20 protein-coding genes and 2 pseudogenes are annotated in these 19,167 nt (G+C 67.9%); 16 read left to right on the forward strand and 6 right to left on the reverse strand.

The window, feature by feature from the left end:
- Positions 1 to 200: 200 nt before the first annotated feature.
- Positions 201 to 641 (forward strand): VOC family protein, encoded by a 441-nt coding sequence (locus E5671_RS43465; protein WP_160509695.1) that lies wholly within the window; start codon positions 201 to 203, stop codon positions 639 to 641.
- Positions 642 to 878: 237 nt separating this feature from the next.
- On the opposite strand, the gene E5671_RS43470 is transcribed toward E5671_RS43465, so the two are convergent.
- The gene (locus E5671_RS43470) at positions 879 to 1,901 is read right to left on the reverse strand and encodes a DMT family transporter (protein ID WP_272902851.1); all 1,023 of its coding nucleotides are present in this window, start codon (positions 1,899 to 1,901) and stop codon (positions 879 to 881) included.
- A gap of 155 nt (positions 1,902 to 2,056) precedes the next feature.
- Between E5671_RS43470 and E5671_RS43475 the strand changes: the two genes are divergently transcribed.
- Positions 2,057 to 2,983: a 2-oxoglutarate and iron-dependent oxygenase domain-containing protein gene (locus E5671_RS43475; RefSeq protein ID WP_336606013.1), complete on the forward strand. Its 927-nt coding sequence runs from the start codon at positions 2,057 to 2,059 to the stop codon at positions 2,981 to 2,983.
- Positions 2,984 to 3,219: 236 nt separating this feature from the next.
- Positions 3,220 to 3,705: a nitroreductase family deazaflavin-dependent oxidoreductase gene (locus E5671_RS43480; protein WP_160509697.1), complete on the forward strand. Its 486-nt coding sequence runs from the start codon at positions 3,220 to 3,222 to the stop codon at positions 3,703 to 3,705.
- 19 nt (positions 3,706 to 3,724) lie between these two features.
- On the opposite strand, the pseudogene E5671_RS43485 reads toward E5671_RS43480, so the two are convergent.
- Positions 3,725 to 3,991: pseudogene (locus E5671_RS43485) on the reverse strand (helix-turn-helix domain-containing protein); the annotation flags it as partial.
- A gap of 176 nt (positions 3,992 to 4,167) precedes the next feature.
- Between E5671_RS43485 and E5671_RS43490 the strand changes: the two are divergent.
- The gene (locus tag E5671_RS43490; RefSeq protein WP_160509698.1) at positions 4,168 to 5,202 is read left to right on the forward strand and encodes a DUF6236 family protein; all 1,035 of its coding nucleotides are present in this window, start codon (positions 4,168 to 4,170) and stop codon (positions 5,200 to 5,202) included.
- Here E5671_RS43490 and E5671_RS43495 read toward each other — a convergent pair.
- Positions 5,191 to 5,496, reverse strand: a complete 306-nt coding sequence (locus tag E5671_RS43495) for a hypothetical protein (protein WP_160509699.1) — start codon at positions 5,494 to 5,496, stop codon at positions 5,191 to 5,193. The two genes, E5671_RS43490 and E5671_RS43495, sit on opposite strands and share 12 nt — an antisense overlap.
- A 159-nt stretch (positions 5,497 to 5,655) precedes the next feature.
- Here E5671_RS43495 and E5671_RS43500 point away from each other — a divergent pair, with 159 nt between their 5' ends.
- The 6 genes and pseudogenes from E5671_RS43500 to E5671_RS43525 all read left to right on the forward strand — a co-directional run bounded on the left by E5671_RS43500 (position 5,656) and on the right by E5671_RS43525 (position 9,708).
- Entirely contained in the window at positions 5,656 to 6,060 is a 405-nt protein-coding gene (locus E5671_RS43500; protein WP_160509700.1) for a hypothetical protein, read from the forward strand.
- On the forward strand, positions 6,005 to 6,655 hold the full coding sequence (locus E5671_RS43505) for a phosphatidylglycerol lysyltransferase domain-containing protein (RefSeq protein WP_160509701.1): 651 nt from the start codon (positions 6,005 to 6,007) through the stop codon (positions 6,653 to 6,655). Before E5671_RS43500 ends, E5671_RS43505 begins: the two co-directional genes overlap by 56 nt.
- 282 nt (positions 6,656 to 6,937) lie before the next feature.
- A pseudogene (locus E5671_RS46695) lies at positions 6,938 to 7,309 on the forward strand (NF041680 family putative transposase); the annotation flags it as partial.
- Positions 7,310 to 7,401: 92 nt separating this feature from the next.
- On the forward strand, positions 7,402 to 7,890 hold the full coding sequence (locus tag E5671_RS43515; RefSeq protein WP_160509702.1) for a hypothetical protein: 489 nt from the start codon (positions 7,402 to 7,404) through the stop codon (positions 7,888 to 7,890).
- Between the two features lie 789 nt (positions 7,891 to 8,679).
- Positions 8,680 to 9,270: a hypothetical protein gene (locus tag E5671_RS43520; protein WP_160509703.1), complete on the forward strand. Its 591-nt coding sequence runs from the start codon at positions 8,680 to 8,682 to the stop codon at positions 9,268 to 9,270.
- Between the two features lie 27 nt (positions 9,271 to 9,297).
- On the forward strand, positions 9,298 to 9,708 hold the full coding sequence (locus E5671_RS43525; RefSeq protein WP_160509704.1) for a hypothetical protein: 411 nt from the start codon (positions 9,298 to 9,300) through the stop codon (positions 9,706 to 9,708).
- Between the two features lie 457 nt (positions 9,709 to 10,165).
- On the opposite strand, the gene E5671_RS43530 is transcribed toward E5671_RS43525, so the two are convergent.
- Both E5671_RS43530 and E5671_RS43535 read right to left on the reverse strand, forming a co-directional pair.
- Entirely contained in the window at positions 10,166 to 10,351 is a 186-nt protein-coding gene (locus E5671_RS43530; RefSeq protein WP_160509705.1) for a hypothetical protein, read from the reverse strand.
- 414 nt (positions 10,352 to 10,765) lie between these two features.
- Positions 10,766 to 11,035, reverse strand: coding sequence for a DUF1905 domain-containing protein (locus E5671_RS43535; RefSeq protein ID WP_160510809.1), 270 nt, complete (start codon positions 11,033 to 11,035; stop codon positions 10,766 to 10,768).
- A gap of 243 nt (positions 11,036 to 11,278) precedes the next feature.
- On the opposite strand from E5671_RS43535, the gene E5671_RS47185 reads away from it, so the two are divergent.
- The 4 genes from E5671_RS47185 to E5671_RS43555 all read left to right on the forward strand — a co-directional run bounded on the left by E5671_RS47185 (position 11,279) and on the right by E5671_RS43555 (position 14,892).
- Positions 11,279 to 11,410, forward strand: a complete 132-nt coding sequence (locus tag E5671_RS47185) for a hypothetical protein (RefSeq protein ID WP_272902852.1) — start codon at positions 11,279 to 11,281, stop codon at positions 11,408 to 11,410.
- Positions 11,411 to 11,569: 159 nt separating this feature from the next.
- Positions 11,570 to 12,232: a restriction endonuclease gene (locus tag E5671_RS43540; protein WP_237330378.1), complete on the forward strand. Its 663-nt coding sequence runs from the start codon at positions 11,570 to 11,572 to the stop codon at positions 12,230 to 12,232.
- Between the two features lie 205 nt (positions 12,233 to 12,437).
- Positions 12,438 to 13,568 carry a flavin-containing monooxygenase gene (locus E5671_RS43545; RefSeq protein ID WP_237330379.1) on the forward strand — a complete coding sequence of 377 codons (1,131 nt, stop codon included), beginning with the start codon at positions 12,438 to 12,440 and terminating at the stop codon, positions 13,566 to 13,568.
- Between the two features lie 277 nt (positions 13,569 to 13,845).
- The gene (locus E5671_RS43555) at positions 13,846 to 14,892 is read left to right on the forward strand and encodes an APC family permease (protein ID WP_336606090.1); all 1,047 of its coding nucleotides are present in this window, start codon (positions 13,846 to 13,848) and stop codon (positions 14,890 to 14,892) included.
- Between the two features lie 76 nt (positions 14,893 to 14,968).
- Here E5671_RS43555 and E5671_RS43560 read toward each other — a convergent pair whose 3' ends face one another.
- Positions 14,969 to 15,706, reverse strand: coding sequence for a D-Ala-D-Ala carboxypeptidase family metallohydrolase (locus E5671_RS43560; protein WP_160509708.1), 738 nt, complete (start codon positions 15,704 to 15,706; stop codon positions 14,969 to 14,971).
- Between the two features lie 387 nt (positions 15,707 to 16,093).
- On the opposite strand from E5671_RS43560, the gene E5671_RS43565 reads away from it, so the two are divergent.
- Positions 16,094 to 17,533 carry an FG-GAP-like repeat-containing protein gene (locus tag E5671_RS43565; RefSeq protein WP_160509709.1) on the forward strand — a complete coding sequence of 480 codons (1,440 nt, stop codon included), beginning with the start codon at positions 16,094 to 16,096 and terminating at the stop codon, positions 17,531 to 17,533.
- Positions 17,534 to 17,643: 110 nt separating this feature from the next.
- A complete protein-coding gene (locus E5671_RS43570; protein WP_160509710.1) occupies positions 17,644 to 19,119 on the forward strand; it encodes an FG-GAP-like repeat-containing protein in 1,476 nt (491 codons plus the stop codon).
- Positions 19,120 to 19,167: the final 48 nt, after the last annotated feature.

The following is a 19,167-nucleotide window of genomic DNA, read 5'->3' on the forward strand; positions in this document are numbered from 1 at the left end:
GGAGCGGCCACCTGCGCCGCACCCACGCTCGGTGGTGGCGCCTGTCCCGCGGGTCTGCTGCAGCGGTGCTGAGGCGCGATCCAGATTCGTCGGAGTTCGTCGGAGTTCTCGGGCTGAGGATGTCGAGAACGTGCGACCAGCTTCGTCCCAGGGACATCAGCGGCCGCCGTCGGCCGCGCGAGGAAGAAGGAGAAATCAGCATGGCGATTCAGCGGATGGACAACGTCGGCATCGTCGTCGAGGACATGGATGCCGCCATCGCGTTCTTCGTGGAACTCGGTATGGAGCTGGAGGGCAGGGCGGAGGTCGAGGGCCTCGTCGCCGACCAGTGCACCGGACTCGACGGCGTCCGCTGTGACATCGCGATGGTCCGGACCCCGGACGGACACAGCCGGCTCGAGCTGGCGAAGTACCGCAGCCCCGCGGTGATCAGCGCCGGGCCGCGCAACCGGCCGCACAACGTTCTGGGCACGCACCGCGTCATGTTCGCCGTCGACGACCTCGAGGACACCGTTGCCCGCCTGCGCCCTCACGGCGCCGAACTCGTCGGCGAGATCGCCCGGTTCGAGGACAGCTATCTGCTCTGCTATCTCCGCGGCCCGGCGGGCATCATCGTCGGACTGGCCGAGCAGCTGCGCTGAGAAGGAGGAACCGAACCGAACCGAACCGAACCATCGATCCCGGCATAACGGGCGATGAAATGGCTGCCCTCGCGAACGACTACGCGAGGGGCTCCGATCTTGGCGACGGCTCGACCTCTCTTCATCGCTTCGGTCAGCGAGAGAGCGAGGCTGGCCAGGACGTCGACGACCTCGCGTATGTAGCGGTAGACGGTCGCGATGCCGATGCCAATGCCAATGCCGAATCCGGGGCCCGGGTTACGTGTCAGGGCCCGGGCGTTTGCCGGTTTCCGCGAGCAGGATCGCGCACATGATCAGGGCGGCGCCGCCGAAGTTGAGACCGGTGAAAGTGTCTCCGGAGAGCCAGTAGCCACAGATCCCGGCGAACACGGGTTCCATCGCCATGATCAGTGCGATGCGGCCGGGCGAAGAGGTGGTGAACGCCTTGGTCTTGATGAAGAAGGCGAGGGCTGAGCCCGGGATCGCGGTCACGGCCAGAGCGAGCCAGACGCTCTGCGTGGCGGGGGCGGTGAGGGGGCCGGTGGCGACGGTCCACAGGAGTCCCGACAGGCCCACCACTGTCAGTTGTACGAAGGTGAGGAGCCCTGTGTGGGTGCCGGGGCCGACGCGCGCGAGGATCACGTTCTGCACCGTGAAGGAGAGGGCGCAGCCCAGCATCAGGATGTCGCCACGGTTCACCGAAAGGCCGGTGAGAGTGAGCAGCGAAAGACCGATCAGGGCCAGGACGGCGCCTGCGCGTTGGCGCGGGCGGGGCGATGTGCGCAGCACGAGCGCCGCGAGCAGCGGGGTGAGGATCACGGCGAGGCCGGTGATGAAGGCGGCGTTCGACACAGTGGTGTGTTCGAGACCAGCGGTCTGCAATGCGTATCCCGCGAAGAGCACGCCTCCGGCCACGGCGCCGCCCCGCACCTCGCCCGCTGTCATGCGGCTCATCTCGCGGGCCTGGAGGAGGCCGACGACGGCTGCCGCACCGAGGAAGCGGTAGGCGAGGAACGCCGGGACGGATATGAGGACGATGGCGTCCTGGACGACCACATACGTCCAGCCCCACAGCGCCGTTACCCCCAGCATGGCCAGCGCCCATCTGCCGGAGCCGCCGGCCTCCGGGGAGTGCGGAGGCCTGGAGGGAGCCGGGGTTCCGCCGGGCCGGACGGCGCCGAGGCTCGCATGAGAGCTTCTCCGGCAATTCCCCTCGAAAGTTGACGAGTGGAATAGGGGGCTCTTATTTGGTAATTCTTCGTCTGTCACACTGGGCCTCATTTGTCACGCTGGACGCCATGTGGTTGGCCGAAATGACCGCCTAGAATTGCCGTACCAGGAAGCTACCATGGGCCGACGTGCCGGCCTCCGGACAGCTTTTGGTTGGAATTACCGGACGCCGGAAGAGCATGCAGAGATGTCATGGGAGGAAGGAAGTGAACCACGTAAGCAGTGCAGATTTGGCCATACCGTCGGTGGATCTCTCATCGACGAAATCTGTTGCTGAAATCAGTGAAGCATGCCGTCAGCACGGATTCTTCTTCGTACGCAATCATGGAGTACCGGTCGACCTTGTCGCTTCGGCGTTCGAAGAGACTCGAAAGTTCTACCTTCAGCCACTCGGGGAGAAGATCAAATTCAACGCCAGTGTGGCTTCGCAGTTCCTGGGATACCGGAGCCTGGGCCGGGAGAAGAGCACCTCGCACACGGGTGGCGAGGCCTGTGAGCAGTACCGGATCGGCAGGACGACCGGCGCTCTGGCGTCGGGCCGGTCGGCCGACTTCTACCATGAGCCCTTCAGGCAGTGCGCCGCTCTCTTCGAGCGCATGACGGTTCTGGGCGACAGGATCTTCTCGGCCTGCGTCGAAGGACTTGCCCTGAGCGGCGATTCCTTCGCCCCCTACATGAAGTCGCCGATGCACCGGCTGGGCCTCAACTACTACAAGGTCGGATACGGCGCGGAGATCGCCAATACGGTCGACTATGCGATGTCTCCGCACGTCGATCACGCCATCTTTACCGTTATCGCCCAGGACGAACCGGGCCTGGAAGTGCAGAGCTACAGCGGCTCCTGGATTCACGTTCCGGCGGCTACGGACGCGCTATTCGTGTTCCTTGGCGATTACGCGCAGCGGTGGACGAACGGGGCGTACCGGTCGGCATTGCACCGCGTCGGTCCTGTGCCAGTCGACAGAATATCCATTCAGTACAAACACCGGCCGTCCTACAGTACGGTGGTCGCGCCTCTGGATCCCTTCGTCGATGAGGAGAATCCGCCCCGCTACGACCCGTTCGACACGGGGAGCCTGTACGAGTCCCTGCTGGAATCCCTGCTCGGGGGGCCCGAGGCCGCACCCCGTTGAGCTCGGAACAGCTCAGTCCCGCCTGGCCCCCCGGGCGGGCTCGCCGTCCGCACCATCCACGCCCAATCCAGGCCCACAGCTGCGAGCACGACATTGACGTAGCCGTCCGCGCTGAGCGCCTGTCATCCAGTCGGGCGTTTGGCAGAGCACCCAGCCGTTTCGGCGGTCTAGGAATCCGCGCGGTGCTTGTGTTGAACTGCGCAATACAGTCCGTACGCGACGGTGGGGTGGATGCGATGCCTATGGAGGGCGAGTACGAGCCGAGCCCGGCGCAGTGGATACGCGAACAGGTCGAGCTGTATGAGAGTTCGGGTGGCACACAGGGGACGACGCTCTGGGACACGGGTCTGCCCGTGGTCATCGTCACGATGCGTGGCGCGAAGAGCGGCAAGATCCGCAAGATTCCTCTGATGCGCGTGGAGCACGAGGGGCGGTATGCGGCCGTGGCATCGAAGGGCGGCTTCCCGCGTCACCCGGTCTGGTACTTCAACATCAAGTTCGACCCGCACGTGGAGCTTCAAGACGGGTCCGTACGCCGGGACATGACGGCCCGTGAGATCAGCGGGGCCGAGAAGGCCGAGTGGTGGGAGCGCGCGGTCGCCGCGTATCCGCCGTACGCCGAGTACCAGGACAAGACCGACCGTGTGATCCCCGTCTTCGTGCTCGAGCCCGCGCCCGCGGCAGAGTCGGCGGACGCCCCACCGTCACCAACGAAGACTTGATCCGCGCGGCCCGCCGGCCCAGGGCGAGCAGCGGTCCCAACCGCTGGACGCCCCGGCCCACGGTCGCCGACGAAAGCCCAAACAACGGCGCGAGCTGCCGCATCGTGAAGTTCGTCCGGTAGAAGACGGTCACCAACAGGACCCGATCCGCCAACGGCAGACACCACGGAAGACCATCACCGGGACCGTCGCCGCCCCGCTCCCGCACCACCTTCAGCAACCGCTGAAAGGCAGCGAACCGTAACCCGGTGAACGTCTCCACCCACAACGTCTCAGCCCGCAGCACCCCACTCCTCCCGGTGAAATCGCGTGCCTGCGGTGTTGTGACCGCCCATGGGGCGTGTCAACAGTCCAACGCCTAGATCCGTCACTTCGGTGCTCAGGTGGTCACTTCGGCCGTAACCAGCACGGTCCGTCCCTTACGGTGAGCTCTCGCTATCGTCGAGGACTGAGGGTGCCGCGGTGGCTGTCCTGCTGTACTACCCGTTGGTGAACCCGCCCACCGAAGTGGTGCACCAGGCGCTGCTGTACTGGGACGGCATCGCTTCCGTGGTCCCCACAGACCCGGAGGTTTGCGACGCCGCAGTCGGGCAGCCGCTGAAGGAGTTGGAGCAGCGACAGCTCTACACCCCCGTCACGCACACTCAGAACATCGTGGGCGGCCTCTACCCTCCCAACTCGTCCATGCGAATTGCCCGGGCCCGCCCATACGTCAGTGCGGTCCTAGCCGAAGAGCTCGAGAGTCTCGCGGCCAGCGCGGAGCCACCCCGTCCCTCATGGCCACCTGACGCGTTCCTGCACCCGACGAAGGCCAACGGGTGGCTTGAGAGGCAGCTTCTCCAACTGGGTCTGGCCGAAACGTGGGCCTCCCGACCATTGGGTACTGGACGACGTCTGGCAGTTGCAAGGGAGGTTCAGGAACTGGTCGTCGGGGTGCTCGCCCGGGAGATCGCCCAACTGGCCACTGAACGACGCCTGTTTCCCTACACCGATCGTGTGGAAGCACAGCGGTTGGCCTTGCGCCCGGCCGCGGACGGCCAGGCCCTCGCCTGGGAGATAGAGCTGGGCAAACTACTTCCAGCGCCTGCCGCCGAGACCACGCTCGCCGAAGTACTCGCCTTCCGGGAGAAATACACGGACGAACGCCTACGGCTGATGCGTGCCCTGCACCGCCTGCTAGGCGACCTGCGGCGCGATTACGAACACCCCGCCGATATCTTTGCCCAACTCCGAGTAAAGCTGGACGAAGCACTGACGGACTACCGGTCCGCGGCACGCGACAGCCGGATCGTTTGGGTGCACCGGTCGGTGACAGTGACCATGGGCCTCGCAGCGGCGGCCGCCGGCTCCCTGTTGCTGCCCAGCCTGGACTGGTTACTCGGCGTGGTCGGCGGCGTTACCCTCAACGTCGCCACTCGCGAAATCCGGCCGGTAGTACAGCGTCGCCTCGAACATGACTTCAGCTATCTGCACCGAGTCCACACCTCACTGCCCTAGAGATGCGAACTTCGGCTGAGCCGAGCCCTCGCCGTGCCGCTCGATGTGCTCGTGAACGACCTGGTGGTCGGCGGCGGCCCGGTTGCGGCACTCCAGGACCTGCTCCCGGGTGAGCGCCTCGAGGATCAGCTCCGGGTCGCCCTCGACATCGGCGGGCTCCGGGGCGGAAACGGCTGCGGCCGGACGCGGCGCTGGCAGCACGACCGAGACCACCGGCGGGGCGGGGACGTCGTCGGCCAACTGCGCGGCTGCGGCGTCGGCGCGAATCTTGGCAGCAGCACCGGGGAATCCCATCAGTCGTTGCACTCCGGTCCGTAGCGTCCGTTGGGCGTTACCGCGCTTGGAATATGACTTCCGCATATCACTCCACCGGCCCAGTTCCGCATGACTGACGGTGGAGCCGATGTGTCACTGGAACGGGCGCCATACGTGACGGAGGCGAGGTCCCCTCTGATGAGTACCGTTGATGTCAGTCCTATTGGGCCCGGGGATCAGGCCCTGTTCCGAGCGTTCTTTCACGCGGAGCGGGGGAGCGAAACCTACGGGAACAGCTGGACCTACATCACGCAGGCCTGTCGCGGCCTGGGGTGCGGTTTCAAGTACTTCGACGGCGGCACGCTGGTCAGTATCGGCCTGTACCGCGGGCATTACGTGCTCGTCCGCCCGGTGGGAGACGCCGTTGTCCCCGTGGTGCGGAATCTGGTTGCGTGGCTTGCCGAACGGTCCGGACGCCCCGTCTACACCAAGCACGCGGCGCTCGCCGACGCAGGATCACTGCTTGCAGCACGCGGGTTTCGTTCCGATGATGCGCTACCCCTGGGCGGCCGGGGCGCCCCAGGACGACGCCTCGTTTCCTGAAGTCGTCGTCGAACTGCAGGAGCTCACCGGGGATGCCCTCATGACGCCGGCCAACAGCAAACTGCGCAGGAGACTCAACCGGTTCCGCAACGACTCCGGAGGGGGAACGATCAGTGTGCGCGCCTATCGCGGGTGCCCTCCGGCGGACTGGGCCGACGCCGTAGGGGCCGTGGTCACGCAGTGGGCAGCCGAACGGCATGTGCGGGCCGACGCCTACGTCAACATGCTGGCGCACCCCGCCGAAGAGGCTCATCCCTATGTGTTGAGCGTGGACGGGAAAGCATGCGGCTTCTACCTCTTCGAGCCCATCGGCGCGGGGACCGTGGGGTGTTACGCGAACCTTTGTGTCTGCGCGGGCAGGCCCGGGCTTACCGAGGCGGGACTGTACGCGGCACTCGAAGACCTACAGGAACACGGCGTGCAGCGCGTGAACCTGGGAGGTTCGGAGCAGCTCTCTCTGCACCGGTACAAGCTCAAGTTCGGCGGCGAACGCCGACCGGTAACAGCTAACTTGGCGACGCTGCCGACGGAGACTCCTGGAACGGCCCTTTCCCCTGGCGTCAGAGCTGTCGCAGCGGAGCCGCCCCCATGGTGAACGGCATGGACGGCACCCGACGCCGGGCAGTCCGCCCGTGTCACGACCTGCTGTCCGGTGCACGGCGTGGCCGCAGCGCACCGCCGGCGAGGACTGGCTGAACGGCGCGTCTGCCGTGGTCGCGCTGACCGTCGACGTGGATGTCGAGTCCCCGGTCCTCGCCCGCGGCGAACGTCGTGCCCCCCCGCACCCGCGGGGATGGCCCCGTCCGTGGCCTCGTCGGCCGGGTGCTGGGCGCCTGCTCCCCGCGCGTGTGCGCGGGATGGTCGCCGAGGCGGTATCCGCCTGTTCAGGCAGACACTCGGGTGAACCAAGCCCCCGGCTTCGCAGCTCGGAGGCTGCCGACGGGTGGACATGGCTGGTGATCGCCGCCTATGCCCAGCTCCGGCTCGCGCGGCCGCTGGCCCCCGATCTCCGCCGCCCAATGGGAGAAACCAGCCCCGCCGAACAGGCTCACGCCTGCCCGGGTCCGCAGGGGGTTCAGGAACCTGTGCACGAAGACCGGCTCCCCGGCCATGTGCACCGAAACCGTCTCGTCCCGGGCCTGGTCGGCCGCCGGGTTCGAAGAACCGCCACCCGGCCACCCGTCATGACGTGGGCAGAGTACTCGCCACCGGCGAGGCATACAGCCGCCCCCGCCCACCACAAGAAGGGCACCAAACCCCGGCGCACCGAGGAGCGGCAAACTTGACGGCCTGGGCCATGTGCAGCGGGCACGAGGCCGAAGAATTTCACGGGGTACGTCGATGGATCTCAGCTCAGTCATCATCGCTGTCGCAGGCGTCGCCGGAACCCTGGGAGGGGCGCTGCTCACCCAGCGCGGCTCCGAACGAGCGAAGCGCCTGGAGATAGAACTCGTTCGAGACCATGAGGAGGTCCGCGAGAACCGTTCGCTGCGACGTACCTGTTTTGCCGAACTCAACCGGGATGCTCGGCAGTTCACCACCGCTCTCAACCGCCACCTGCACGTCATGAGGGAACGCGGCGTGGAGGCAGCCGACAGCGACGCACTCGATGAGGCGAAGAACGCGCACCGCGATCGATACTCCGAAGCACAGATGATCGCCCCCGAAGAAGTACTCAGGCGAGCGAGTGTCGTCAACCAAGCTCTGAACAAGGTCTACGGCCAGGTCAAACGCCTCGAACGCGGTGCCCCCGAACCAGGCGAAACGATGGAGACCGCGGCCCAGGCCCAGTACGAGATCTGTTGTCTGCCTCGACCAGCCAAGAACTGATTGAGGCAGAGGTTAAAACGCAAGTTAAGGCCGTGTGCCTCAATGCCGCGTGTGCCGGATCCTCAACCGTCCGTACTCCATGGCGCCGGAGATCCGGATCGTCGGCCCGCCGGAGCCTGGGGTCCGACGTGTCTTGTAGCGCGGGTCTTTCCACGTGGTGCGGAGATCTTCGAACCGGACGGTAGCGTCACGAGGCAGAGTGAGCGTGGCATCAGCCAAACGCCATCCCGCGTGATCCGTCCGCTCTGGACGCCGATCGTGACCGTGCCTTCTTCGCGTTCTGCCAGGAGTGAGACGAGAGCCGATGCCAGGTCGCTGCGCGTTTTCGCGGCGAGCGCCTGGCCAAGCTGTGCATCCATCTCCTCGTGCGAGCCAGTATCGGTGGCAGTGGAGCCCGCTGAGGTGGACGCGTTCATCGACCATCTGCGGTCGGGATGGGCATGGCAAACCGCTGCTGCCTCTTACTCGGCAGCGAGGTCGCCGTCTCCTGGTGCGCCGGCCTGATCGCACACTGCTATCGCTGGTCGATGGCGGAGTTCAACCGTGACTCGAAGCGGGCACACAGGCAGCCTCTCGCGACGCTCCAACCGCCAAGGGCCGGCCTCAAGCCTCAAGCAGGACGGATACCAACGCTGCCGTCTTTCCAGCGAGTTGAAGGAGGGCGCGAGGCTTAACGATCTATTGACGCCGTTCGGGGGAACGGGCGTTGGGAAGGCTCCATCTGTCTCCGTGACCGATAGGAGCTCACCGCAGATGTTGCGGTGAGCATGACTGAACGGGGAGCTGTAAATGCCTCAGAAGAGGCAGCACTCGCTGCTGGTCTGTTCCGTGCTCGGAGCCTCTCTCCTCGCAGGAGGTTCAATTCCCGCGCACGCGGCTGAGTCGCACGGCGAGACGGACGTGGGGGAGCTGATCAGCATTGCGGAGGGGGAAGCTCCGGCTGTCACCTACGCGCGCGTCCAACAGCGGGCCGAGGAGATACATGCCCGCACCGCGGCGGACAAGAAGTGCACCGGGGTATGGAAGCACAGCGTCGCCAACGTCGACTGGGACCGGACCTCCGCGGGTACTGTCCGCTGGAACTTCAAACTGACGGCGCGGACGCGTGCCAAACTCGGCCCGGCCGTGACGGTATCCATGCCCAACGCCTGGGTGAACAACCACGCCATCAATGCACCGTACGGTCCTCATCCCCGGGCGAGCACGTACAACTTCCACGGCAGTATGAAGAAGTACAACCGCAAGGGGAGCAGTACGAAGCACACCATCCGCACCAAGAACAAGATCACTTTCTACTGGCTCATCAAGAGCCACAGCAACCCGCGAGCCGGCGCCACGCGTTACATCACCTGCCAGGTGCCGCCCAAGGGGTCGAGATGAGGGGTAGGCGCCGGCACACCGTTGGGAGTGGGCATGGGCAAAGGTAAGCGCAAGAGTGGAGGCGGTGCGGGCAGGACGTTTGCTGTTCTGGGCGGCCACCACGAACTGGAGGTGCGGCGCCTCACATGGACCTCTGAGCAGATCGAACTCTTCTACCGCATCACGCCTGCGCTTCCCGAGAGGTGGGCGGACGAGCCCGACGGTTCGATGACGGAGGCCGGGCCGCCGATCTTTCTGTCGTTGGAAGCGGAAGACGATCTCGGCGGGGAATACACGGACGGCGGTGGCGCGTTCGGTACCGACCCAGAAGGCCGGTTCACCGAAGGCTCGGTCTCACTGCAGCCAGGGCCAACACCCGGAGCCGGATCGCTCGCCCTCGCTCTCTCGCTGACGTGCGGCGAACAGCAAAGCACTCATCGGTTCGACATGCCGTTGTGAAGCTGGCGGGTTGAGCCCTGGAGGGCCAACCCTCAGGAGTTGGCTCTCCAGACTGGCCGGTCTGGAACATCTGTGTACGGCTCATCGTTCCTCTTGGTGTGGCTGCGGAGGGGACAGTGTCCCCGGGCCTCACCTATAGCCCATGGGGACGATCGTTCGGCTGAAGCCCCATGGAGCCCTTCGCCGAGAGGCGACTGCCCTCCGCCTGTCACGTTCTACGGCCCCCGGCTGGTCTCCCCCGTCCAGTCGGGGCTTCTTGAGTATCTACAGGGCGTCAGCGGCTCCCACCTGGCCGGCTCAGCCAGGTGGGAGCCGGGGCGGGGGGCGCGCCCGTGCCGAAGTCCTTCACGGCGTCGCCCTCGACCGGGAGCGCCGGCGGGCCCGGTCGGCCTGCGTCGGCCTCGGCTCCACTGGCCTCGGCTCCACCGGCGGACGGAGCTCTGGCCCGCTCGAGTGATCAGGAATCGTGGGCGGAAATGACGAGTTTCCAGCCGCTGCCGGTGCATCCCTCGTGCGGCGGGGGGAAGCGGTGGCCGCGCACGTCGGCGCTGTACCGGTGGTGCTGTCCGCACTCACACTCGTAGATCCCCGACTCAGGGACGATCTCGCCGGGACGATAGACCTGCTCTTCACTCTCGCTCATATGTCCGGTCTAAGGTGCCGCGCGCTCTCGCGCGACTCGAGGGCTGAAGATGCTGCGTGCCATCAGCCGGGGCCGGTGGGGAGGGTATGGGCGACTGCCCCGCCCTCGCGCCACCGGACGTGAGGATGCGGCACCTCAGTCTGCTTGCGGACGCCGGGCGCACGAGTGAGTACTGCTCGTGTCCGGCGTGCTAGGTGGAGTGGCTCGCCTTGAGCCGCGCCGAGACGGGCCTCCTCACCCGGCCGGCCCGGGGGTCCGACGCGTCCTCGCGACGTTTCGGCCGCGGGCTCTGGAGGACCCCGGTCTCGTGCCGCATCAGGCAACGCTCGCCCTCGGCAACAATTACCTCGTGCAGGCGTTCGTCGGCGGTGTGGGGGGGCGCGTCAGATCACGAGGGGGTGATCGTGTCCGGAGTCAGGCGTCCATTCGTTCCTCCAGGCGAACGGTCACGGTGTCACCTTCCTCCTTACCGATCGCCTTGCGCACGTCCGCCTTCACGGGCAGCTTGTGCGTGCCGTTCCCGAGAGCCATGAACGAACTTTGGAACGGATGACCGTCGATCGTGCCCCTGACCTTCACCAGGCCGCGGGTGCCGAAGAACTCGGCCGACTCGGGCCACACGACGTAGGTCCAGCCGCCCTTGTTCGGGCTTTTCTGCAGGGTTGCGGTGAACTGCTTGTTCATCATGGATGCCACCTGTTCAGGAGTTTTCGATCAGAAAGAGGTTGTTGCCATCCCGGTCACGCACAGCGAACATGGGCAGCTCAGCGGGCCCGGCTGTGGCGACCTGTGTGATGCGGGTCGTCTTGCTCATAGCCTTCCTCCGTTTCCTCCGCCTCCTCCGCCTCCTCCGCCTCCTCCGCCTCCTCCGCCTCCTCGGCGTTCACCAGGTCAGACGGAGGCAGGTGGGGAAACTCATCGCTGGCCATGAAAGACGTCGACGGCGACCAGGAGGTGGTCCTCTCGGATCAGCTCCTGCAGCAGGGTCTGGACTGGCGCATGCGCGCTGCGGTCCGGGTCGGCCGTATTCGGCTTGTTATTGGTCGCCGCTTCATGTGAACAGTCTGGTCGCCGACTTCTGCCATAGACGTGGGGGAGGCGTCGGCGTCTGGCCGCAGAGGGCCCTCTTGTCGGGGCCGAGCAGGCCTTTCACACTGCGGACCACGGGCAGGCATGGGGAGCGGGGGAGTGATGGCAGCACGACGACGGCGTCGGCGGATGAGGAAGCGTACGCGCAGGCAGTTACAGGGCTGGGGCGCGGTGGCTGCGGTTGTCGCCGCGGTGTGGGTGGCCGGGAACTGGGCGATGGTGTGGCCCGTCCTGGTGGCGGTGCTCGCCATCGCGGTGGTGGGCGGGGCCGGATGGGGGTTGTGGCGTGCGCACCGGCTCGCGGTCGGGCAGGACCGGCAGTGGCGGGCCCAAGAGGAGGCGAGGGCACGGGAGTTGTCGATGACGGAGGTCGACGCGCTCTCCTGGCAGGAGTTCGAGATGTACGTCGCCGATCTGTGCCGACGGGACGGCTGCACGAAGGTCGTCGTGAGCGGCAAGAGCGGCGACCTGGGTGCCGATGTCGTCGGCTATCTACCCGACGGCCGCAAACTCGTGGTCCAGTGCAAGAAGTACGCGCCGCACCGCAGTGTGTCCTCGCAGGACATGCAGAAGTTCGTCGGCACCGCCCGCCTCGAGCACGGCGCGGATGTCGCCCTGTTCGTCACCACCTGCCGCTCGTTCACGAGGGCTGCCCTCGGGTTGGCACTGCGCCAGGACATCGTGGCCCTCCACCGGGACCTGCTGGGCTCCTGGGTCAAGGGCGCTCACCTGGCCACCCTGATCCCGCTGAACGGAAGCGGCGACGGCACCACGCGGCACCTGCCTGCCTGACGGGTAGCCGCGGACGACTCGCGTCCAGATGTTCAGAGACCAAGCTCGGCGGCGGCGACGTAACCCGCAACACCGCGCTCGCGCAATGGGTGCAGATCTTCTCCTTCACATCGGAAAATTAGATCACTCTCCACGGAAACATCTGTTGGACAGGGTTTCGGGTGCGCCCAAAGATGGATGGACTATCGCCTGTCTGGAGGCCGAAATGGCGAGTGAAGAGACGGAAGTTGTCGTCGTGGGGGCGGGTCAGGCCGGCGTCGCGATGAGTGAGCACCTGGGGGCCGAGGGCATACCGCACATCGTCCTTGAGCGGCACCGGATCGCCGAGCGCTGGCGGACGGAACGCTGGGACTCCTTGGTCGCGAACGGGCCCGCCTGGCACGACCGGTTCCCCAACCTCGAGTTCTCCGATGTCGCCCCCGACGCCTTCGCGTCGAAGGAACAGGTCGCGGACTACTTCGTCGCGTACGCCGAGAAGATCGGCGCCCCGGTCCGCTGCGGCGTCGAGGTGACGTCGGTGCGCAATCACGAGGGTCGGCCGGGCTTCCGGGTCGAGACGTCCGAGGGTTCCATCGACGCGCGGTTCGTCGTCGCAGCGACCGGCCCCTTCCAGCGGCCCGTGATCCCGCCGATCGTCTCGGACGGCGCGGTGGCGACGCAGATCCACTCCAGCGGCTACCGCAATCCGGAGCAACTGCCCGAGGGCGCCGTCCTCGTGGTCGGTGCCGGCTCCTCCGGGGTGCAGATCGCCGACGAGCTGCGCAGGGCCGGGCGCCGGGTGTTCCTGTCCGTGGGCCCGCACGACCGGCCGCCGCGCGAGTACCGGGGGCGTGACTTCTGCTGGTGGCTCGGGGTGCTCGGGCTCTGGGACCTGACTACGCCGCCGCAGGGCGCCGCCCATGTCACCATCGCGGTCAGCGGTGCGCACGGCGGCCACACCGTGGACTTCCGCGCACTTGCCGGTACCGGTGTGGAACTCGTCGGCATGACCGCGTCGTACGACGGCGGTGTGCTGCGTTTCGCGCCCGACCTCGTGCCTGCCCTGGCTGTCCCGTCGCGGGTCGAGCTTCATCTGGGGTGTCTGGCACGACGCCCGGTACATCGCCGACCACATCACGCGGACCGTACGACCCGGGCGCCGCTGCCACTGCATCCCCACCGGATGCCGCACGACGTGATCCGTCGCGAGACCGGCGTCATCGTCCGCGACGCCGCGCACAGCCTGGTCCTGTCCCCGCCGCTGATCATGACAGAGGCCGAGGCCAAGGAGGTGGGTTCGGCCCTGCGCGGCGTCCTGGAACGCACGGACGCCACCGGCGAGATCCGCCCCGCCTGACGCACTCGGGGGGCCCGGCCCCGCACCGGGCCTCCCATGCCTCCGATCACCGATCGTCGCGCCGCCCGTCCGACGCAGCCCCGCACCGTCGCCGCGCCCGCCCGACGTGGCCCCGCACCGTCGCCGCGCCCGCACACCTTCGCTCGCAGTCCCCGCCTCCCGCCTTAGGAACTGCCCGTGTCCACCAGACTCTCCTCCGCCGCACCGCAAGCGCCGCACGCCACTCCGGGCCTGCGGCGCAGCCTGAAGCGCTTCGACATCACCGCCATGGATCGCCATCCTCACCGCGGTCGTCTCCCTCAGCCGCGGCAAGTGGATCACCACGGCAGGCGCGTTGGTGAAGGTCCTCTCCCTGGCCCTCTTCACGATCACTGCGGTGCTGTACGGGGCGGAGCACGGCTTCCAGGGCCTGACCAGCGCCGACTTCACCCCCACGACGGCCGGCTTCCTCGCCCTGGTCCCGATCCTCCTCTTCGCCTACGTCGGGTTCGAGGCGCCGAACGCGGCCGGCGAGGAGATGCACAACCCGCAGCGCGACGTACCCGCCGCCCTGGGCCGCTCGGCGACGATCGCGGCCGCCTGCTACCTGCTGCCGATCCTCGCCCTCCTGGCCGTGGTCCCCGCCTCGAAGGTCACCGGCATCGGCGGCTTCATGGAGGGCGTCCGTCTGGTCTTCGGCGTCTACGGCGGCGCGGCAGGACCGCTCCTCACGCTCACCGCGGTGATGTTCGTCTTCGCGCTCCTCACCCAGGGCAGCGCCTGGATGGTCGTCAGCGACCGCATGCAGGCGATGGCGGCCGCCGACGGCGGCTTCTTCAGCCGAGCCCTCGGCGCCTTCCATCCCAGGCTCGGCACGCCGGTCCGCACGAACCTGCTCTCCGGCGCGGTGGCCACGGCGTTCATGCTCGCCGCGATGCAACTGGTGCGCGGCGACACGGGCGCGGTCTTCAGCGTCGTTCTGACGGTGGCGGTCACCACGCTGCTGCTGTCCTACCTGGCGGTCGTCCCGGCATTGATCGTGCTGCGCCTGCGCCGCCCGGAAGTCACCCGCCCCTACCAAGTCCCCTTCGGCGACCGGGGCTTCCTCGCGTGCGCGATCCTCGTCTACGCCTGGATCCTGATCGGCTCCTGGTCGGCCCTCTTCCCCGGCATCCTGGAGAACCTCTTCGGCATCGACTACGTCTTCCAGGACGTCTGGGGCGTCTCCCGCCTCACCTTCGAAACCTTCACCCTCGGCACGATCGTGGTGCTGCTGCTCGTGGGGGCGTTGGGTCTGACGGTGGCCCGGCGCGAGGGGACGAAGGCGGGCCGAGTCCGGGGCTGACACGAGCTCGACCGGATGCTGAACTGAGTTGACCGGCAGGCGCCCCTGAGCAGTTCGGGAGCGCCCACCGGTGTGTTCAGATGCCGCAGCTCGACGCCGACCAGAAGCGGCTGGCGCGGTGATCGAGGTGGGTGTGGTCGCTGTGACCCGGGTAGCCGGGGCCGAGAATTCCGTTGAAGCCGTGGTTGCGGGCCTGCTGGGCGAGTCGGCACAGTGAGTGCGGGCCCGAGCCGAGGTCGGCCGCGTCGCCGTACAGGTGGCGGCTGCCGGCTGCTCCGCCGACCGCGTCGTTGCAGGCATGCGAGCGGAAGCCGCTGGTCACGCGAATGGGCTGGTCGCCGAGTGCGTGCCGCAACGCCTCGAGTTTCCACATGGTGCGCAGCGCGTTCGACTTCGCGGTGCTCGCGCTCACTGCGCCGCCGGCCCAGGTGGAGTTGCAGGTGTTGAGTTCGGCGTAGGTGAAGTGGATCGGTGTGCAGTCGCTGTCCTGGAGGGCGTAGATCTTGCTGAATGTCGCCGAACCGGCAACGCCGTCGGCGGCCAGTCCGTAAGCCGACTGGAACCGTTTGACCGCGGCAGTCGTCGCCGGTCCGTAGTCGCCGTCGATGGCGAGCACGCCGCCGTTGCCGGCGTGACCCGCTACCCGTATCTGCAACTGCGTCACGTCGGCGCCCGATGCCCCTTGGGACAAGGTGCGCGACCACGTGTAGCAGCCGTCTGCCTGAGCAGTTCCGGCGGTGGCGACGACACCGCCCAGGGTGGCGGCAATGAGCATGACAAGCGAGAGGGCGAGTCGTGCGATGCGTCTGGGCATCAGAGCACTCCATGAGGGGCGGGGGGATGGGAGATGCGCACGTGCGTTCCGAGCCTGGCGGGCTGGACGGCACACGTCAACGGGACGTGAACAGCCGTCATTTGTCGGCCCATTGGCAGTAACGATGGCTCCCGTCGGCCTCAGGTGGGGGAGAGGCCTGACCCTCACAGCACAGATGCTCGCCGTAGGCGAGGGCGCTGGGCCATGACGACCACGCCCGGCCCGGTCTGCCTGCGGGAGGACCGGCGGACCCTGAGATGGAACTCGCGCTCAGGCAAGTCATGTTCACCAGGACGCTACCTTCGCACAACCCTTCGTACGCCTCGTGAGTCACATTCCCGCAAGCCCTTCCCCCGCATTTCCCCCTTTGATCAACGGAGTTCCACCGTGCGCGTACGTACTCTGGCCGCCACCACCGTCGTAGCGGCACTCACCGCCACTGGTCTGACCCTGCCGCTCGCCGGGAGCGCCGCCGCGGCTGTCGCGACCCCGCGGTTCGACTTCAACGGCGACGGATACGCGGACATCGCGGTCGGCATGCCCAATGCGACGGTGGATGGCAAGGCCAAGGCCGGCTACGTCAGCGTGATCTATGGCGGGCCGCAGAGCCCGAGCCAGTCCACCGGCGTCATCAGCCAGGCCGAGGCCGGCATACCCGGCACGCCCGAGGCGGGCGACCGCTTCGGCTCCTCCGTGGCACCCGCCGACGTGAACGGCGACGGAGTCTTCGAGCTCGTGGTCGGCGCGAGCGGCGAGTCGCTCACCTCCGAGCAGCTCAGGGACGAGGGCACCATCACCGTCCTGGACGGCTCGGAGTGGAACGTCAAGGGCACCACCGTGGCCAGGGGCGCGGGCGAGTTCAGCAGCATCGGCGACTCCATCGCCACGGGCGACTACGACGGCGACGGCGACACCGACCTCGCGTACGGCGAGAACGGTGAGGAGCGCGGTGCGCTCCGGTTCAGGCCGGGCCCGCTCACCGCCGACCCGGTGACCACCACCACCCTGCGCGGTTACAGCATGGGCGGCCGCACCCACGACCTGGCCACCGGCGACTTCGACGGCGACGGCCGGGACGACCTCGCCACGACCTGGAAGGCCATGGAAGACTCCGGCACCTTCATCACGCGATGGGACGACCAGGCCAAGCCCGCCCAGTGGTGGGCCGACGCCGACCGCGGCAGCGCGCTCGCCGCCGCCGACTTCGACCGGGACGGCACGGACGACCTGGCGGTCGGCCTCGTACAGCCCAACCCCGAGTCGGAGACCACGCATTGCGAGGACCGGCTCGGCGGTGCGGTGCTCCTGCTCAAGGGCTCGAAGACCGCGGACTTCGGCACCGAGAACGAGTGCATCACGCAGTCCAACCCGGAGGTCGGCGGCGCCGCCGAGGAGGGCGACGACTTCGGCGCCGCGCTGTCCGCCGGTGACCTGAACGGCGACAGCCGGCCGGAACTGGTGGTCGGCGTGCCCGGCGAGGACGTGGGCACCGTGAAGGACGCGGGCGGATACGTCACCATGAACGGCACGGAGCACGGCCCCTACGGCGGCCTGGCCCGCAGCCAGAGCACCCCGAACATGCCCGGCACGGCCGAGGCCGGCGACCGCTTCGGCGCCCGGGTGGCCGTCGGCGACTACAACCGCGACGGACTGTGGGACACCGCGGTGAGCGCACCCGGGGAGAACGCCGGTGAGCCCAGGTCGGGCGGCGTCTGGTTCGCGCCGAGCAGCACCGAAGAGACGTACCCGGTGGGCAAGTCGCTGACCCCGTTCGGCTTCGCGCTGCCCCACGGCGCCATCAAGTACGGCGAAGTGCTGGGGTCTTGAGCATCCGCTTGCCCTCCGCCACGTGAACTCATCGTCCACGTGAACTCGTCGTCGACGTGAACTCGTCGTCGACGTGAACTCGTCGTCCGGCTTTGCGATTTGGAGCACTTGTGCGCAGTAAGAGACTCTCGGCCGTCCTGCTCGGCGCCGCCACCGTCCTCGTATCGGCGGGGCTCGCCCCAACGGCAGGCGCGGCGCCGGCGGCGGCCGTTCAGGGGCCCGACTTCAACGGTGACGGGTACGCGGACACCGTGGTCGGCGTGTATCGAGGGGACATCGACGGCCAGAAGTCCGCGGGTTACCTGCACGTGCTCTACGGCGGATCGAGCGGGGTGGGCTCCTTCACCACCTCTGTCAGCCAGGACAGCCCTGGCGTCCCCGGCACCAGCGAGAAGAACGACCAGTTCGGAAGTTCCGTCGCGACGGCCGATGTGGACGGCGACGGTTTCACCGACGTCGTCGTCGGGGCGCCGGGCGAGGATGTCGGCAGCGACCCGGCGGCGACGGGCCACGGCTCGGTGGTCGTCCTGCACGGCTCGTCCAGCGGCGACTTCGAGCGCGGCAGGACGATCGCGCAGGGCCCGGCGGGCGGCGGCGCCGGGGCCTCGCTCGCCGTGGGCGACTTCACCCAGGACGGCGCCGTGGACGTGGCGGTGGGCCTGCCCCACGGGGAGTTCGGCGAGGTCACGCTGCGGCCGGGCCCGCTCACCGAGGACAAGCCGCTGACGTCTTTGCTCCGCACCGGATTCGGCGGCACCTCGGGCAGGCTGGCGGCCGGGGACTTCGACGGGAACGGCAAGACCGACCTGGCGATCTCCTCGTACTCCAACGACGACTCGCGCACCACCCTGTGGCGCTGGAACGGCTCGGCGCTGCAGGAATACTGGAAGTCCCCGGCCACCGGCTACGGCATAGCCGCAGGCGACTTCGACGGCGACAGGGTGGACGACCTGGCGCTCGGGCACTGCCTGATCATCGCCGAGGCCGACCGGCCCACCGGAGCCTGCGGCCCCGACGAGCTGGCCAAGGGCGGCAAGGTGCGGGTGTTCTACGGAGGCGGGGGCGCCGAGGGCTTCGGCACCCGCAACCACACCTTGAGCCAGGACACTCCGGGTGTCGCGGGCACGGCGGAGGACGCGGACAACTTCGGCATCAAGCTGGCCGCGGGGGACCTCAACGGGGACGGCCGGGACGACCTGGTGGCAGGCACGCCCGCCGAGGCCATCGGGGCGTTGGACCGGGCCGGCTCGGCGACCGTGCTGACCTCGGGCCCGGACGGTCTGCTCGACGACTCGGGCACCGCCAAGTCGACGGCCTGGCACCAGGACTCCGCCGGGGTCCCGGGGGCGCCGGAGGTCAACGACGAGTTCGGCTCGGCGCTGGCCCTGGGGGACCACGACGGTGACGGGGACGGAGACGTCACGGTCGGCGTCTACAACGAGAACAGCGCGGAGTACGACCAGAGCCTCAGCACGGGGGGCATCTGGACCCTGCCCAACGGCGCCGGGGCAGGCTCCAAGGCCCTGACGGCACGGCTGTTCGGGCTGCGGGGGGCGCTGTACTACGGGCAGATACTCGGGCGCTGAGACTGCGGTGACGTAAGGGGTGACTTATAGGGGACATATGGGGGGCTC

It is taken from the genome of Streptomyces sp. BA2, from assembly GCF_009769735.1.
Lineage (GTDB): Bacteria > Actinomycetota > Actinomycetes > Streptomycetales > Streptomycetaceae > Streptomyces.